This window comes from Paenirhizobium cremeum, assembly GCF_022884085.1.
Lineage (GTDB): Bacteria > Pseudomonadota > Alphaproteobacteria > Rhizobiales > Rhizobiaceae > Allorhizobium > Allorhizobium cremeum.
Map to the genome: position 1 here is coordinate 322,978 of NZ_JAGGCS010000001.1, position 15,189 is coordinate 338,166.

General features: G+C 62.6%; 11 protein-coding genes and 1 other RNA gene. 4 read left to right on the forward strand and 8 right to left on the reverse strand.

What is annotated here, in order from left to right:
- Positions 1-2: 2 nt before the first annotated feature.
- The 3 genes from hflK to J5N58_RS01640 all read right to left on the reverse strand — a co-directional run bounded on the left by hflK (position 3) and on the right by J5N58_RS01640 (position 2,604).
- Complete coding sequence (hflK, locus tag J5N58_RS01630) at positions 3-1,103, reverse strand: FtsH protease activity modulator HflK (RefSeq protein WP_113437562.1); 1,101 nt, start codon at positions 1,101-1,103, stop codon at positions 3-5.
- Between the two features lie 149 nt (positions 1,104-1,252).
- A complete protein-coding gene (locus J5N58_RS01635) occupies positions 1,253-1,777 on the reverse strand; it encodes a dihydrofolate reductase (protein WP_113424941.1) in 525 nt (174 codons plus the stop codon).
- 32 nt (positions 1,778-1,809) lie between these two features.
- Positions 1,810-2,604, reverse strand: coding sequence for a thymidylate synthase (locus J5N58_RS01640; RefSeq protein ID WP_113424942.1), 795 nt, complete (start codon positions 2,602-2,604; stop codon positions 1,810-1,812).
- A gap of 148 nt (positions 2,605-2,752) precedes the next feature.
- On the opposite strand from J5N58_RS01640, the gene ssrA reads away from it, so the two are divergent.
- The 4 genes from ssrA (at position 2,753) to J5N58_RS01660 (ending at position 4,340) form a co-directional block, all read left to right on the forward strand.
- Positions 2,753-3,121: a transfer-messenger RNA gene (gene ssrA, locus J5N58_RS01645) on the forward strand.
- Between the two features lie 152 nt (positions 3,122-3,273).
- On the forward strand, positions 3,274-3,780 hold the full coding sequence (locus J5N58_RS01650; RefSeq protein WP_113339028.1) for an SspB family protein: 507 nt from the start codon (positions 3,274-3,276) through the stop codon (positions 3,778-3,780).
- Positions 3,781-3,837: 57 nt separating this feature from the next.
- Positions 3,838-4,029, forward strand: a complete 192-nt coding sequence (locus tag J5N58_RS01655) for a DUF4169 family protein (protein WP_112828064.1) — start codon at positions 3,838-3,840, stop codon at positions 4,027-4,029.
- Positions 4,030-4,118: 89 nt separating this feature from the next.
- Positions 4,119-4,340 carry a ribbon-helix-helix domain-containing protein gene (locus tag J5N58_RS01660; protein WP_113466369.1) on the forward strand — a complete coding sequence of 74 codons (222 nt, stop codon included), beginning with the start codon at positions 4,119-4,121 and terminating at the stop codon, positions 4,338-4,340.
- A gap of 121 nt (positions 4,341-4,461) precedes the next feature.
- Here the strand turns inward: J5N58_RS01660 and J5N58_RS01665 are convergent, their stop codons facing one another.
- From J5N58_RS01665 to J5N58_RS01685, 5 genes are all read right to left on the reverse strand, one after another.
- Positions 4,462-8,202 (reverse strand): AsmA family protein, encoded by a 3,741-nt coding sequence (locus J5N58_RS01665; protein ID WP_244709347.1) that lies wholly within the window; start codon positions 8,200-8,202, stop codon positions 4,462-4,464.
- Between the two features lie 191 nt (positions 8,203-8,393).
- Positions 8,394-9,803, reverse strand: a complete 1,410-nt coding sequence (locus J5N58_RS01670) for an FAD-binding oxidoreductase (RefSeq protein ID WP_113443502.1) — start codon at positions 9,801-9,803, stop codon at positions 8,394-8,396.
- 121 nt (positions 9,804-9,924) lie between these two features.
- The gene (locus J5N58_RS01675) at positions 9,925-10,659 is read right to left on the reverse strand and encodes a dienelactone hydrolase family protein (protein WP_113443503.1); all 735 of its coding nucleotides are present in this window, start codon (positions 10,657-10,659) and stop codon (positions 9,925-9,927) included.
- A gap of 43 nt (positions 10,660-10,702) precedes the next feature.
- The gene (locus tag J5N58_RS01680; RefSeq protein WP_113437554.1) at positions 10,703-13,867 is read right to left on the reverse strand and encodes an efflux RND transporter permease subunit; all 3,165 of its coding nucleotides are present in this window, start codon (positions 13,865-13,867) and stop codon (positions 10,703-10,705) included.
- Positions 13,864-15,054, reverse strand: coding sequence for an efflux RND transporter periplasmic adaptor subunit (locus J5N58_RS01685; RefSeq protein WP_244709349.1), 1,191 nt, complete (start codon positions 15,052-15,054; stop codon positions 13,864-13,866). The genes J5N58_RS01680 and J5N58_RS01685 overlap by 4 nt, the downstream gene beginning before the upstream one ends.
- Between the last annotated feature and the right edge of the window lie 135 nt (positions 15,055-15,189).

Below are 15,189 nucleotides of genomic sequence, written 5' to 3' on the forward strand. Positions count from 1 at the left end.
GATCAATTGCCTCCCTGCTGGGTCTGGTTCTGGCTCTGGCCCATGCGGCCGATCTCGTTGAGCGGCAGATAAGGCACAACGCCCTGTTTCTCGTCGATGATGACCTTGTTGGAGTTTTTCAGAACCTGCTCCATGGTTTCGAGATAGAGGCGCTTGCGGGTCACGTCCGGCGCCTTGCTGTATTCCTCGTAGATGTCGACGAAGCGCTGGGCCTCACCCTGGGCTTCCTTAACGACGCGGTCCTTGTAGGCAGCCGCTTCTTCGCGGATCTGCGCGGCCTGACCGCGAGCCTGGCCAAGCTGCTGGTTGGCATACTTGTTGGCTTCCTCGACAAACCTGTCTTCATCCTGCTCGGCACGCTGCACTTCGTCGAAGGCATCGGCCACTTCGCGCGGCGGAGCCGCATCCTCGATGGCGACCGCGTTGATCGAGATCCCGGCGCCATAGGTGTCCATGGTGCCCTGGATGATCGCCTTCACGTCGGCGGCGATCTGCTGGCGCGCATCGCGGAAGATGTCCTGCGCCGGACGGCGGCCGACGACTTCGCGCATGGCGCTTTCGGCGACCTGCTGCAGCGTCTGCGGCGGGTTTTCGATGTTGAACAGATAGGCCTTCGGATCGCTGACCGTGAAGAGGACCGAGAACTGCACATTGACGATGTTCTGGTCACCGGAAAGCATCAGGCCGGCGCTCGACGAAGACGACGCCTTGGCGCCGACATTCTGCTGTTGCTCGGTCACCTTGACGATTTCGACGGTCTCGAACGGCCACATGTGGAAATGCAGGCCCGGCATCGAGATCTCTTCCTGGGGCTTGCCGAAGCGCAGTTCCACGCCGCGCTCGTCCGGCTGTACCGTGTAGATGGCCTGCATGACCCAGAATGCACCGAGCACGAGAAGCAGGATCACCACCACGCCGCCATTGAAGCCGCCCGGCACGATGTTCTTCAGCCTGTCCTGACCGCGGCGGATAAGATCCTCGAGGTCGGGCGGCGTATTGCCACCGCCACCGCGCGGCCGGTTGGGTCCCTGCCCCCAGGGTCCCTGATTGTTACCACCGCCGCCGCCCCATGGGCCGCCGCCGTTCTGATTGCTCCAGGGCATCAATACCTCTTTGTTTGCAAGTGCTCCCATCGTTCCAGCCGCCGACACTCACGGGCCGCGGACGGAACGCTCGTCCCGTTATAGGTATCGGGCCGAGGCCTTTCAACGGAAAGTACCTAACTTCTTCTGCAGTTAGGGAAAATAATACGTTATGCCGCAGTGCGGCGCCGATAGACGGCGTAGCGCGTGGGATAATTGTCCTTCTCACCGGCGGGAACCGACGTTTCCTGCACCTTCTCGAAAAGTGCCGGGTCTATCTCGGGAAAAACGGTATCGCCGTCGACCTCGGCCTCGACATGGGTCACGTGCAGAACATCCGCGAATGGCAATGCCTGCCGGTAGATCTCGCCGCCGCCGGCGATGCAAACCTCGTCGACACCGGTTTCGATCGCAATTTCCCTCGCTCTTTCAAGGGCTTCTTCGAGGCTGTGCGCCATGGAGACGTCCGGCATGGCGATCTCCGCGCCACGGCTGACGATCACATGCGGCCGCCCCGGCAGCGGCTTGCCGCCGACGGATTCGAAAGTCTTCCGCCCCATCACCAGCGGCTTGCCCAGGGTGAGCGCCTTGAAGCGCTTGAGGTCGGTCGAGAGCTTCCAGGGCATGTCGCCATCGCGCCCGATCACATTGTTGGCCGCCATCGCGACCACGATCACAATTTCGGGATTGGACATTTCCTGTCTTTCGTGAATACCCGTCCTGGATATCAGACGGCGATCGGCGCCTTGATGCTTGCCTCGGCCTCGTAGCCTTCGAGGCTGAAGTCCTCGAAGCGGAACGAGAAGATGTCGCGCACCTGCGGATTGATCCGCATCGTCGGCAAGGGCTTCGGCGTTCGGGAAAGCTGCAGCCTCGCCTGATCGAAATGATTGGCGTAGAGATGGGCGTCACCGAGCGTGTGGACGAAATCGCCGGGCTCGAGATCCGTCACCTGCGCCACCATCATCGTCAGGAGAGCATAGGAAGCGATGTTGAACGGCACGCCGAGGAAGATATCGGCGGAGCGCTGGTAAAGCTGGCAGGAAAGCCGGCCATCCGCCACATAGAACTGGAACAGGCAGTGGCAGGGCGGCAGCGCCATATTGTCCACCTCTGCCGGGTTCCAGGCGGAAACGATATGTCGGCGCGAACTGGGGTTCTTGCGGACGCCTTCCACCAGATTGGCGATCTGGTCGATATGACCGCCGTCACCGGTCGGCCAGGAACGCCATTGCGCACCGTAAACCGGCCCGAGATTGCCGTTCCCGTCGGCCCATTCGTCCCAGATGGTGACGCCGTGCTCGTGCAGGTAGGCAATATTGGTGTCCCCTCTCAGGAACCACAGCAGTTCATGGATGATCGAGCGGAGATGCAGTTTCTTGGTGGTGAGAACGGGAAAGCCCTGACCAAGATCGAAGCGCATCTGGTAGCCGAAGACCGAGCGCGTGCCGGTGCCGGTCCGGTCGCCACGGTCGGTTCCGTTGTCCATCACGTGCTTCAGGAGATCGAGATACTGCTTCATTGTTCCGTCATTCGACTCAAGGGAAAGGCTCCGCAGTATAGTGTCCCGACGTCTGGGAACCAAGATGCGGATCGGATTTCCCCCGGTTATCGCAGGCCTCGGACATTCTTGGCTTCCCCTGACCCGATGACCGGAAAGAGCTGCCGCCCCCCTTTTCAATATGACAGGAAACACCTATATCACTCCTGCCGGCTTTCGGGCCGGCTATGGCAATAAACGGTCGGTGTAATAAACCTATTGGACCCGGGGGCGGTACCCGGCGCCTCCACCAAAAACCGGTCGGTCGCGATGACCGGCTTTTGATGGGGGCGAAACAGGATCGACAAGGGCGTAAAGATCGAACTTTTGCTCGGCATGATACCGCCGTTATCGGGTCACAAGTGTAGTTGCAAACGACAACAACGCTAAGGGTTACGCTCTCGCTGCCTAATGGCGGTGCGGGAAACCCACACTAAAGCCCTCTAGGTTAGCCCCTTGAGGCGGGGTTCGAAGGCACCTGGCAACAGAAGCCTTCACCTAACTCCTTTCCCTCATTCTTCCTCGCCTACCCCCTTCCGCCAAAATCATGTATTGTCTCCCGATATGACTCGTCACCGGGGGCTTTCCCGCTGTCCGGCGCCATGGCATATAGCCGTGGAAAGACGTCACAGGAAAGAAAGACAGGACCATATGGCGCAGGACCATATTCGCTACGACATTCTGGCTCAGGACGCGCTGCGCGGTGTCATCCGCAAGGTTTTGACGGAGGTCGCAGCCACCGGCCGTCTGCCGGGTGACCACCACTTCTTCATCACCTTCCTGACCGGGGCGCCGGGCGTGCGCATCTCCCAGCACCTGAAGGCCAAATACGCCGAGCAGATGACCATCGTCATCCAGCACCAGTTCTGGGACCTCAAGGTTTCCGACAGCCAGTTCGAAATCGGGCTTTCCTTCTCCGACACACCGGAAAAGCTGGTCATTCCGTTCAACGCGATTCGCGGTTTTTATGATCCCTCCGTGAACTTCGAGCTCGAATTCGACGTGCCGCTCGCGGAAGAAGACGAGGAAGGCGCGGAGATCACCGCCTATCCCGTCTCCGCTGTCGCCGAACACACGGAAGAAACGGCTGAAAAGCCGGCCGAAGAGAAGAAGGAAGGTTCCGTCGTTTCCCTCGACGCATTCCGCAAGAAGCAGTGATCTGAGATCCGGGGCGCCTCCAAGAGGCGTCCTCTTCCAGCCGCCGGAACATCAAAGATGAGCGCAGACGTCGTCAATCTCCGCCAGTTCAGGAAGACCAAGGTACGTTCCGAAAAGGAAGCGAAGGCCGAGCAGAATCGTATCTCCTTCGGCCGCACCAAGGCCGAGAAGCAACTGACCGACGCACTCAACAGGAAAGCCGAAAAGACACTCGACCAGGGGCGTCTGGACCGTCCGAAGCCCGAGTGACGGCATCGCGGAAAACGATTCCGCGCCAGACACTTCGCGCCGCTTCCGGACTCTTTTTCGCAAAAACCAGACGACCGGATGAGGCATCCGTGATCCGCAAGCATTCGGCGACATTGCACGGCCATCGAACCAGCTTCTCGCTGGAAGATGCCTTCATGGACGAATTGAGAGCGATCGCCGGCGAACGCTGCATGGCGCTCGCCGCCCTCATCACCGAGATCGACGAAACACGCGATCCGACGGCCAACCTTTCGTCGGCGCTGCGGCTCTACGTTCTGAACTGGTTGAAGACGATGGCGCAAAGACCGTAGGAAGCAGCGCGAAGTCGTGTACCGCGACCGCCTTCGCTCTCCCCAAAGACAGGCTGACGCCGAAACCTGACGTCCGGAAAAACCGGACCCGATGGCAAACGTTCATCCGGTCAGTAAAGGCTCAGTTGACGCCCGGAAGAGTATCGAACTGCAGCGGCGCCGCGGGAGGAAGGTTGTCGCGCGTGACCTTCTCGTCCGGAGATACAGGCAATCCCGGAGTTGGTATCGTCCCCTCGCCGGCCGGCTCCCCGCCCGTCGTCGCGGCATCGCCTTGCGGAGCGGCTTCTGCGGCGCGCCGCCGCGCTTCCTCCTCCGCGGCCAACCTCTCCGCCTCCGCCTTCTGCCGGGCCTCCTCTGCCAGTCTCGCCTGTTCTTCCTCGGCCTTCCGGCGCTCCTCCTCCCGGTAACGGTGCAGGACCACCTCGCGCCTCAGCCGTTGCTTTTCCAGAACGTTCGACTGCAACGCCTCGACCCGGCGGCGTTCCCGTTCGAAGGCGCGAAGCGACAGGAAGTTGGTGAGGTCTCCGACTTCAACCTCTCGGATGGGTGAGGCGACTGCGCCGGCATAGGCAAGCCGAAAGCCGGGCTCCGCTCCGGCCAGCGCTTCGTCGCCGGCATCGAGCGCCACCTGGACGACGCCATCCATTGTGCCGTCGACGATGTCCACGCGCGCTTCGCCGTTGAGCTTTGCTGTCTGGCTTTCGAGCGTCACGTTCTGGACCCGCAGGACCCCATCGGTAACGTTGAAGGGAATGGCGACATCGCGGAACGTACCCGGAGCGGCGTCGATCAATCCCCCGGCGATGTCTCTCACCCTGTCTTCCGTGATGTCGCCCTGGATACCATCCGCCGCCGCCAGCACCTGAGGCAGAAGCCCGAGATTGAGCTTGGAAACCGTGAGGGTATCGAGCTTCACCGAGCCGGAGCCATTGGTCGAACCGAAGAGCTCGGATACCGTCTTGCCGCTCGCCTCGGTGACGATATCGAGATCGAACCGGCCTGTGGCCGCCGGCTGCGCGTCTCCATCCTGCCTCGGTAACGCTTCGACAAGGTCGCCGCCGGCAAGCGTGAGCCGACTCTGGTAGAGCCCCGTGCCTCCGGCATTCGCAATCATCAATCGGCCGGTGAGTTCGCCATCGAACCAGCGCCCCTTGATCTCGTCGAGCGACAACTCGCCGCCGGTCCGGCGTAGTCTCGCTGAAAGACCCGAAACGGGCTTGGCAGGACCGGCGGATAAGGCATCGACATTCAGGGCAAGATCAAGATCGGGCCCGTTCTGTTGAACCGATAGGGCCTGCTCGGAGAGCTTGTTGGTCGTGGGATCGGTCATCGGTCCGAGGACCGTCTCCGCAAGCCAGGCGACATCCGCATGGGAGGCCTTGACCTGCCCCTCGACCTTCGGCTGCGCCTGCGTCCAGTCGGCTGCGAGCGTGCCCGACAATGCATTCCCGTCCAACGTAGCCCTGATCCCGTCAAACGAAACCCGACGATCCGAGATCTTCACCTCGGCCGCAAATTCCGCTGGTAGGCCGGAGCCGGTCGACGGCATCACGACGCCACCCGCCATCAAATAAGGTTCAAGATCGCTGCTGCGGACGGAAATACTACCGCTGCCGGCGAGAAAATCCGCTGCATCGAGCGACACCTTGCCAGTCGCCGTCGCCTCCGTACCGGGAGCGGTGAAGCGCAATGCGACATCGGCAGGTTCCGTGCCGCGATCGTCGATGTCCAGAGCGAGGCGGCCCGCAACACCGGTTCCGACCGGCAGAGGATCGAGCCCGGCCTGTCCCAGAAGGATCTGAGCTTCCGGATTTTCCAGCGTGGCGCTCATCTTCAACGCCGCCGTGCCGGTGAAATCGGTAATATCGTCGACGGCATAGTACAGCGTAATGCTGCTGCCATTGGCCGTGCCGGTGAGCTTCGCGGTCAGGCCGCTCCCGCCGGCATCGCCGAGCGATACATTTGCCTGCAATCTTGCATCTGCATACCAGGGCGCACTCTCGACCAGCCGCGCCAGAGCCGGATGCGGCGGAAGTTGACCCGCGATCATCGCGAGGAACGGAGTGGGATCAGCAGCATCGAACGACAGTTGCGCCTTGCCGGTATAATCCAGCAGGGAACCGCTCGCCGATCCGCTAACCCGTATCGAAGCGCCCGCCACATCGCCGATATTCAGCCGCTCGACCGAAACGCTGCCGCTGTCGAGCGTGAAGATCGTATCGACATCGCGGCTCTCGACACCGTAGGCGACGAGCTTGCCGACCTTCATGCGGGTGGCGATCCGCTGGGCGAACACGCCGTTGTCGAGGTCGTCGCCGACGATGAGCGCGCCGAGCGCCCGCGCCGCATCGAGATCGATTTCGTTTCCCGAGAGATCGACCGACAGCGTTGCCGGCTGACCATTGACCGACTGCCGCTCCAGACGGCCGTTGAGATGCGCCTCGCCGATGGCAAGTTCCAGCTTCTCGAAACGCTGGGTATCCGGCGTCAGATTGACGGCTGCGGAAAAGCCGGCCGATTTCAGTTGCCGGATCGCCGGATCGACGGTGCCGGAAATCCACGAGGCAAGTCCCGTGGGTTGGGTCGATGCGACAAGCAGGTCGCCGCTGAATGACGGCGATCCCCGGAGCACCAGCTTGCCTTTCGCCTCCACCTGCGTGCGGCCGGGCAGGATGGCCGCTGCGCGCTCGACGGTCCAGCCGGTGCCCGCAGGGCGAACGTCGATCTGAATGTCGCGCAAGACGGTGTCGCCTGCCACGATAGCCGGAAGCTTCAGGTTCGCCCGCCCCGGCACGCTGGGGATCGGAATATCGGCAGCCATCGCGATCAGCAGGTTGAGACGCTGTCGAACGGAGCCCGCGGCATTACGCCCGGTCTTGCCTTTCGCGCCCTCGTTCGCCAACCGGTTAACGTCAACCTGCTGCCCCTCCGCCGTCAGCAGGAATTCCGACTGCGCCCCGGTATCGAGTTTTGCCTCGCCGGTAATGACATAAGGATTATCGGCCTCGGCAAGTTCGAGTCGGTACTCTGGAACGACGATGCGCTCATTGGTAAGCTCGAATGCACCCTTGACCCGCGGCGCCGCCGTCTTGCGCTCGTTGGGAGCCTCTTCCACATGGGCGTCCAGCCATTGGCCCTGGAAACGTCCCTTGTAGATCGGTCTCCCGTCGACCAGTGACAGGTCCCCCTCGAGGTCCAGGTTGAACGGCCGGTTGTCCGGATCGAACCGAAGCTTGAGCGGAACCGCTCCTGTTGCCGGATTGGGCTGCTGGCTGGAAAGATGGAAACCGCCCGCCTCGCCGTCTACCACGGCTTTGCCATCGGCGGTCCAGGGACCCGCGAGGGATGCCGCCGTCATCTCTGCGTCGAGGCTGCTCACCTTTCGCGTCCGGCCGGATTGCTCGTCGATGAATTCGATCTCGCCGCCCGTGACATGCACCTTCTCGAGCACCACGGTGCGCGCCGGGATCTCCGCGCTGGAGCCGCGCAGCCAGTCGAGCGTGCCGTCGGCCAGAAGCCGGATGCGCGCTTTCGGCTCCTCGATGCGCATGTCGAAGATGCGCGCCTCACCGGAAAGGAAGGGGGCAAGTTCCGCATCGAGCGAAAAGCGCGAGACGGTGACGAGCGGCGCACCTTCGCTGTCGGGGCCGACCGTCACGTCATGCAGGGTGACGGAAGGAAAAGGCAGCAGGCGGGCATTGACCTCGCCATGCACGGTTACCTTCTTGCCGAGAATACGGCTGGCCTGGTCCTCGAAATCCTTGCGGAAATCGGTCCAGTCGACGAACATCGGCCCGAGCAGCGCCGCAAACAGCGCCACGACCAAAAGCCCGCCGAGGAAAACCAGTAAGCGTCCGATCACGACCTGCCCACTCCATTCACATTCGCGGCAACTTCAAAGCGTGTGGCAATCGTTCAGATTCGCCGTTACGCTTTGCGTTCTCATTTTATCCCATGCCGTTGCCGCAACACCGCTCAACACTTTTCGGCATGGGTCGGTTTCGCGGCAAGACTACCCGTATTTTGCCCTGCGGCAACTGCAAGGATTGGCTTTTACAGCCGGAAGATCTTGCCGGGATTGAAGATATTGTCCGGATCGAGGCTCTTCTTGATCGATCGCATGACCGGAAGAGCCGAACTCAATTCCTGCGCGAGATAGGTCATCTTGCCCTGCCCCACCCCATGCTCGCCGGTGCAGGTGCCGCCCATCGCAAGCGCCCGGGCGTTGAGCCGCGCCATGAAAGCCTCGCTGCGTGCGAGGTCGTCCGGTTTCTTGTCGTCGAACAGCATCAGCACATGAAAATTGCCATCGCCGGCATGCCCGACGATCGGCGCCAGAAGCCCGGTTTCGCGAATATCGGCCTGGGTCTCGGCCACGCATTCGGCTAACCGAGAAATCGGCACGCAGACATCGGTCGAGAGGCCGTTCAGTTCGGGAGCGAGCGCCCTTCCCGCCCAGTAGGCATTGTGTCTCGCCTTCCAGAGCTGAGCCCGCTCCTCGGCATTGCTGGTGTGCTGGAATTCATCGGAACCGAATTCGGCGGCGATTTCCCGGAACTGTTCGGCCTGTATGGCGACCGTCTCTTCCGTGCCGTGAAATTCGAGGAAGAGCGTCGGCTTTTCCGGATAAGCAAGCTTCGAATAGGCGTTGATCGCCTTCATTTGCATTTCGTCGAGCAGTTCGATGCGGGCAACCGGAATGCCCATCTGGATCGTCATCACAACGGCATCGCAGGCGGCTTTCAGGCTCGGAAAGGCGCAGACGCCGCCGCTGATCTTGGCAGGGATGCCCTGCAGCTTCAGCGTGATCGAGGTGATGATCCCAAGCGTCCCTTCCGCTCCGACGAAAAGTCGGGTCAGGTCATAGCCGGCGGAAGATTTCCGCGCCCGTTGCGCCGTCCTGATTTCCTCGCCATCGGCGGTAACGACGGTCAGCGCCAGCACGTTTTCCTTCATCGTGCCGTAACGCACCGCATTGGTGCCGGAGGCGCGCGTCGAGGCCATGCCACCGATCGAGGCATTCGCACCCGGATCGATCGGGAAGAAGAGGCCCGTGTCACGCAGATAGGCATTCAGCTCCTCGCGCGTGACGCCCGGCTCGACCGTGCAGTCGAGGTCTTCCGGGTTGACCTCAATCACCCGGTTCATCCGGCTGAAATCGACCGAAATACCGCCGCTCGGCGCATTCACGTGGCCCTCCAGCGAGGAGCCGGTGCCGAACGGGATCATGGGAACCTTGTGAGCGGCGCAGGTCCGCACCACCGTCTTCACATCTTCGGAGCTTTCGACGAAAACCACGCCGTCGGGCAGTTGCGACGGCAGGTAGGTCGTTGTGTGGCTATGCTGTTCGCGAAACGACTGCCCGGTCTGGAAACGCTCGCCGAATTCCTGTTTCAGGATGCCGAGGACTTTGGCGATCCCCTCCTCGTTACGAATACCGGGCACCACATCCTTCATCACCATGACCGCATCTCCTGCATTCCGCGGCCGTTTCGCAGCCGTTCTTTCGGGGCGAAGCTATGGGACAGCAAGGGGCCTTTGTCCAGTGCAGCATGTCCCGGCCGGGGAAGGCGGCTGCCGTCGGTCACCGCGTCTTCAGCGTCTCAGCGAAAAAGACGATGAGCCGTCGCCAATGGCGCTCCGCGCCGCCTTCGTCATAGACACTATGGTCCGGAACGCACCAGCCATGGGTCATGCCGACATAGTTCTCCAGCACGAAATCGACTTCGGCGCGGCGGAAGGCATCGACGAAACGGTTGGACTGCTCCGGTGAAAACGAACCGTCGACGCCGGCTGTCCCGACATAGACTCTGGCGCGGATCCTGTCCGCCAGCAAGTGCGGGCTATCGGGCGCCTCGCTTGCAAGATTGCCGCCATGGAAGCTCGCGGCAGCGGCGATATCGTCCGGATACGTGCCGGCGGCGGTGAGCGCCCGGCTGCCGCCCATGCAATAGCCGACGACCCCGACCGGTCCGGTCGCCCCGGCCTGCCTCAGTGCGGCCAGGAAGAAACCCGTATCGGCGGCCGTCATCGCCTGCGTGGTGCCGCCGATCATGGCCCTGAGCTGCGTTGCAGTCTCCGGCGTGCTGAACGCAGTCGTCGCATCAAACGGCCCGTAGGCTCCGAAGCGGTAGAAGAGATCCGGCACCAGTACGGTATACCCCTCACCCGCCAAACGCTCCGCCATGCGGAAGAGCGCTTCCCGCGGACCGAAAGCGTCCATGTAAAGGATCACGCCGGCCCCTGTTGCGGCTGTGCCGAACAGATGGGCGGTGGCGATACCGTCGGATGTCGCAACCTCAATTTCCCGTTTCGTCATGTTGGCTTCCTTTCCGGCTCGACCACCCTGGCTCGACCGCGGATCATTCGCCCGCCTCGACCGAAGCGGCAAAGGCCATTTCCCGTTGCAGCCGTTCCTCTTCATGGGCGTGCGGCTTGGCGAAGCGGGCAAGCGCCAGATAGGCAACCGGCGTCACGAACAGGGTCACCACGGTCGCGAGCCCCAATCCGCCGACGATGACCCAGCCGAGCGCAATGCGGGCTTCCGCGCCGGCACCATGGGCGAAAACCAGCGGCACGCCGCCGAGAATGGTGGCGATCATCGTCATCATCACCGGCCGCAGACGCATATTGGCGGCATTCTCGATCGCCTCGCGCACATCCTGCCCGCGGTCGCGCAACTGGTTTGCGAACTCGACGATCAGGATGCCGTTCTTGGCCATGATACCGACCAGCATCACGAGACCGATCTGGCTGTAGACGTTAAGGCTGGTGCCGGTGAACAGCAGGGCGAAGACCGCGCAGGCCAGCCCCAGCGGCACCGTCGCCATGATAATAACCGAGGAAAGCACGCTCTCGAACTGCGCGGCCAGCACCAGGAAGATGATGACGATGGCAAAGCCGAAGGTGATGCCCATACCGCCGGTGTTCTCGCTGAGCGTCGCGGCCTCCGCCAGCGGCAGGATGCGTGCGCCAGGCGGCAGCAAAGGCCCGGCGATGGTCTGCGCCTTTTCAAGCGCCGATCCCAGCGAAAGTCCCGGACCGAGACCTGCCGTGATCTGCACCGCGGCAAGCTGCTGTTCGCGCTGAAGGTTTGGCGCGACAGCCTTTTCCTGCAATTTTGCGATGACGGACATCGGTACGATCTTGCCGTCACCGGTCTTGAGGAAGATGTTCTCGAGATCTGTCGGATCGTCGATCGGCCGCGTCGTCGAAGTGAGTTTCACCGGATAGGATTCGCCGTCGATGTAGACATCGCCGATCGAACGCCCGTCGAGCAGCGATTGCAGCGCCTGGGCAAGGCCGGTGATGTTGATGCCGAGATCCGCGGCGCGCTCCCGGTCAATACTGACGCCGAGTTGGGCCTGGCTGATGTCGTTTGTCAGCCTCGGATTGTCGAAGCTGCCATCCGCCTCGAGTGCGGCGACCACCTTGATGGCCGCTTCCGTCAGCTGTTCATGGCTCGAACCGACGAGGGCAAACTGCAGACCGCTGCCGCCGCCACGAATCCGCAGGCTGTTCGGCTGCTGGGCGAAGGCATTCACCCCGGGAATGCCCGCCGTCGCCTTGTTGATGTCCCGGACGATGCTGTCCTGGCTGCGTTCCCGTTCTCCCCAGGGCGCAAGCGTCAGCACCATGAAGCCGCTGTTGGTATTGCTGCCGAACCCGGAGATCGAGAACAGGTTGACGATCTCGCCGCTGTCGCGCAGCGGCTTCAGCGCCTCCTCGATGCGGCGCATCTGGTCCTGCATGTAATCGAGGCTCACGCCCTGCGGCGCCGTCACCCGCAGCGTCACCGTCGAACGGTCCTCGCGCGGCGTGAGTTCATTGGTAATCATGGAGAAGGCGCCGAAAGCGGCAAGGGAAAAGACCACGGCCACCACGAATACCACCACCGGCGTGTTGAGGCAGGCGCGCAGGGCCCGCCGGTAAAAGGTGGAGAAAGCATCGCCGAAGCGCCCGAGCAGTCCCCCGTGGTGCTCGACCGCATGCGTCGTCAACATGCGGGAAGCGAGCATCGGGCAAAGCGTCAACGCCACGATGGCCGAAAGCGCCACCGAGAAGGCGAGAACGAAACCGAATTCCCGGAACAGCCCTCCGACCTGTCCAGGCAGGAAGGAAAGCGGCACGAAAACGGCCGCGAGCGTCGCCGTCGTGGCGATGACGGCGAAGAACACCTCTCGCGTGCCGAGTACGGCCGCCGCCCGCGGTCCGAGACCCTGCGCCCGCCGCCTGACGATGTTTTCCAGAACCACGATCGCATCGTCGACCACCAGGCCGGTCGCCAGAACGATCGCCAGCAGGGTCAGAATATTGATAGAGAAGCCGACCAGATAGACCGCCGCCAGCGTGCCGATCAGCGATACCGGCATGGTGATCGCCGGAATGAGGGTCGCCCGCCAGTCGCGCAGGAAGAGATAGATGATGCCGATGACGATCACCGCGGCAAGCACCAGCGCATTCACCACTTCATCGATGGAGCCGCGGATGAACACCGCATCGTCGCTTGTGATGCGGATCTGCGTCCCCTCGGGCAATTCCTTTTGCATCGCCGCGACCGCGGTCTTGATCCCGTTCGAGATGCTGAGCGTGTTCGATTTCGCCTGACGGATGACGCCAAGCCCGATGCCTGCCTTGCCGTTCGAACGCAGCGCCGTGCTGCGCAGGTCCGGTCCGAACGTGATCGTCGCGACGTCCCCGAGCCGCACCTTGTCCTGAACGATCAGGTTCGCGAAGTCCTGCGGCGTCCTGAGGTCCGCCGTCGCGCGCACCACGATATCCTGGGTCGAACTGGTGATGGAACCGGCGGGAACATCGAAGGCGATATCGGAAAGTGCCGTCGCCAGCGACGCGATGGTCAGCCCCCGGCTCGCGAGCGCCGACTGGTCGACGTCCACCCGGAAGATCTTCTCCTGTTCGCCGTAAAGCTCGATGTCGGCGACGCCCTCGACCGAGGCCAGCCGGTCGGAAATTTCGTTATCGACCAGAAGCGTCAAATCCTCGATGTTCATCCGGTCGGAGGTGACGGCAAGCCGCATGATCGGATCGGAATCGGAGTCAGCCTTGACGATACGCGGCTCGTCGGCGTCGTCGGGCAGGCTGTAGCTGACGCGGGCAATGGCGTCCCGCACGTCGCTGGCCGCCACATTGAGGTCCGTCGTATCGGTGAATTCCAGTGTCACGCGGCTATTACCGAACGAAGAGGACGACGAGAGCGCCTTGAGCCCCGCGACGCGCGCCACGGCACCCTCTATGACGGTCGTCACTTGCTGGTCGACCGTCTGGGGCGATGCACCGTCGAACGTCGTGCGGACCGTGATGACGGGCCGGTCGACATCGGGCAGTTCGCGCACTTCGACGCCGGAGAAGGCCGCAAGGCCCGCAACCACCATGAGCGCATTGACGACCGCCGCGAAGATCGGCCTGCGGATGAAAAGTGCCGTGAATCCGGCCTGCACGTCCGGCGCGGCCTTGGGCTCCTTGGTCCCGGCAGTCTCTTCTTCCGGCGCGTTCGTCATATCGCTCATCGGCTGGCCACCGGTTTTTCGCCGTTCGCCGGTTGCGGCGCCTCGGCATTGCCACCCATGATCTGCACGGCCCTCCCGGCCCGGACACGCTGGACGCCTTCGGTTACGACGCGATCTCCTTCGGCAAGCGCCGCTTCCACCAGCACAGCATCCGGATTGCGCTGCACGATCCTCACCGGCACGCGTTCCGCCTTGCCTTCAAGGATGCGCCACACGAAGGAGCCCTCGCTGTCCCACTGGACGGAAAGCGGATCGACGGCGGGATAGCGCTCTCCTTCGAAAGTCATCATGACGGTAAAGGCCATGCCGGCCCTCAGGTCGTCGTTGTCGTTGCCGATACGCGCACGAACCCGGAGCGTGCGGCTCGCTTCGTCGATCCGGTTGTCGACGGCCTCCACGCTGCCGTCGTAGAGATTTCCGGGGCGGGCCACCGCCGTGGCATTCACCGGTTGCCCCACCTTGATGATCGGCGCGAAACGTTCCGGCACCCAGAAATCCACCAGCAGTTCGGAACGGTCGTCGACTGTCGCAATCGCCGTCGAGGTGGTGACGTTGTCACCCGGATTGACGGTCACGATCCCCGCGATGCCATCGATCGGTGCCACGATGTCGCGGCGCTTCAGTTCGAGTTCGGCGGAGGCGAGCGCAAGCTTCGCCGTCTCAAGCGCGATCTCCGCATCAAAGGCTTCGATACGGGAAACGCTGGATTTGAGATTGGTGTAGAGCTGCGACTTTTCCGTTGCGCTTTTCAGCGCCACCTGCGCCTGGTCGCGGGCAATGCGCTGTTCCTCGTTCTCCAGTCGCGCGATCACCTGCCCCTTGGCGACCTTGTCGCCGGACTTGATGTTGATCTCGAGAAGCGTGCCCGCCACCTGCGGCATCACCGTTACGGACTGGATGGCATCGCCGGTGCCGATGGCGGAAAGGCGGTCGTTCACCAGCCCGAGCTTCACATTCTGTACGACCACCGATGGTGCGGCATTGCCGTTTCGGCCGCCGCCCTGCCCCTGGCCTTTGCCGGCAGCGCTTTGCGGCGTCTCGCTACTCGGTCCGATCATGGCGATCACCGAATGCGGAACGCCTGCCCGCGCAAGGAGTGCTGTTGCGCCGGGTACGAACCATAACCATCCCAAAAGACAAAGCACGATCGCCACAACACTGAGCAGCAATTGCTTCCAAAATGCCATCGGGTACTCCAGTCTCGATGCCGGCAGCCTGCCCATGGCACGGCTGCCGTAAGATCGCCGCGGATATTGCGCCGGCTTGCGCGGCAATATTCCGTTCCCGGACCGCTTCGGCAAGTCACGAAAGCGTACATTACC

Excerpts from the sequence above, each read along its gene's own strand:
- J5N58_RS01650 (WP_113339028.1), top strand. The coding sequence starts at position 3,274 with ATGGCGCAGGACCATATTCGCTACGACATTCTGGCTCAGGACGCGCTG.
- J5N58_RS01635 (WP_113424941.1), bottom strand. The coding sequence starts at position 1,777 with ATGTCCAATCCCGAAATTGTGATCGTGGTCGCGATGGCGGCCAACAAT.
- J5N58_RS01675 (WP_113443503.1), bottom strand. The coding sequence starts at position 10,659 with ATGACGAAACGGGAAATTGAGGTTGCGACATCCGACGGTATCGCCACC.
- J5N58_RS01670 (WP_113443502.1), bottom strand. The coding sequence starts at position 9,803 with ATGGTGATGAAGGATGTGGTGCCCGGTATTCGTAACGAGGAGGGGATC.
- J5N58_RS01680 (WP_113437554.1), bottom strand. The coding sequence starts at position 13,867 with ATGAGCGATATGACGAACGCGCCGGAAGAAGAGACTGCCGGGACCAAG.
- hflK (WP_113437562.1), bottom strand. The coding sequence starts at position 1,103 with ATGCCCTGGAGCAATCAGAACGGCGGCGGCCCATGGGGCGGCGGCGGT.
- J5N58_RS01655 (WP_112828064.1), top strand. The coding sequence starts at position 3,838 with ATGAGCGCAGACGTCGTCAATCTCCGCCAGTTCAGGAAGACCAAGGTA.
- J5N58_RS01640 (WP_113424942.1), bottom strand. The coding sequence starts at position 2,604 with ATGAAGCAGTATCTCGATCTCCTGAAGCACGTGATGGACAACGGAACC.
- J5N58_RS01685 (WP_244709349.1), bottom strand. The coding sequence starts at position 15,054 with ATGGCATTTTGGAAGCAATTGCTGCTCAGTGTTGTGGCGATCGTGCTT.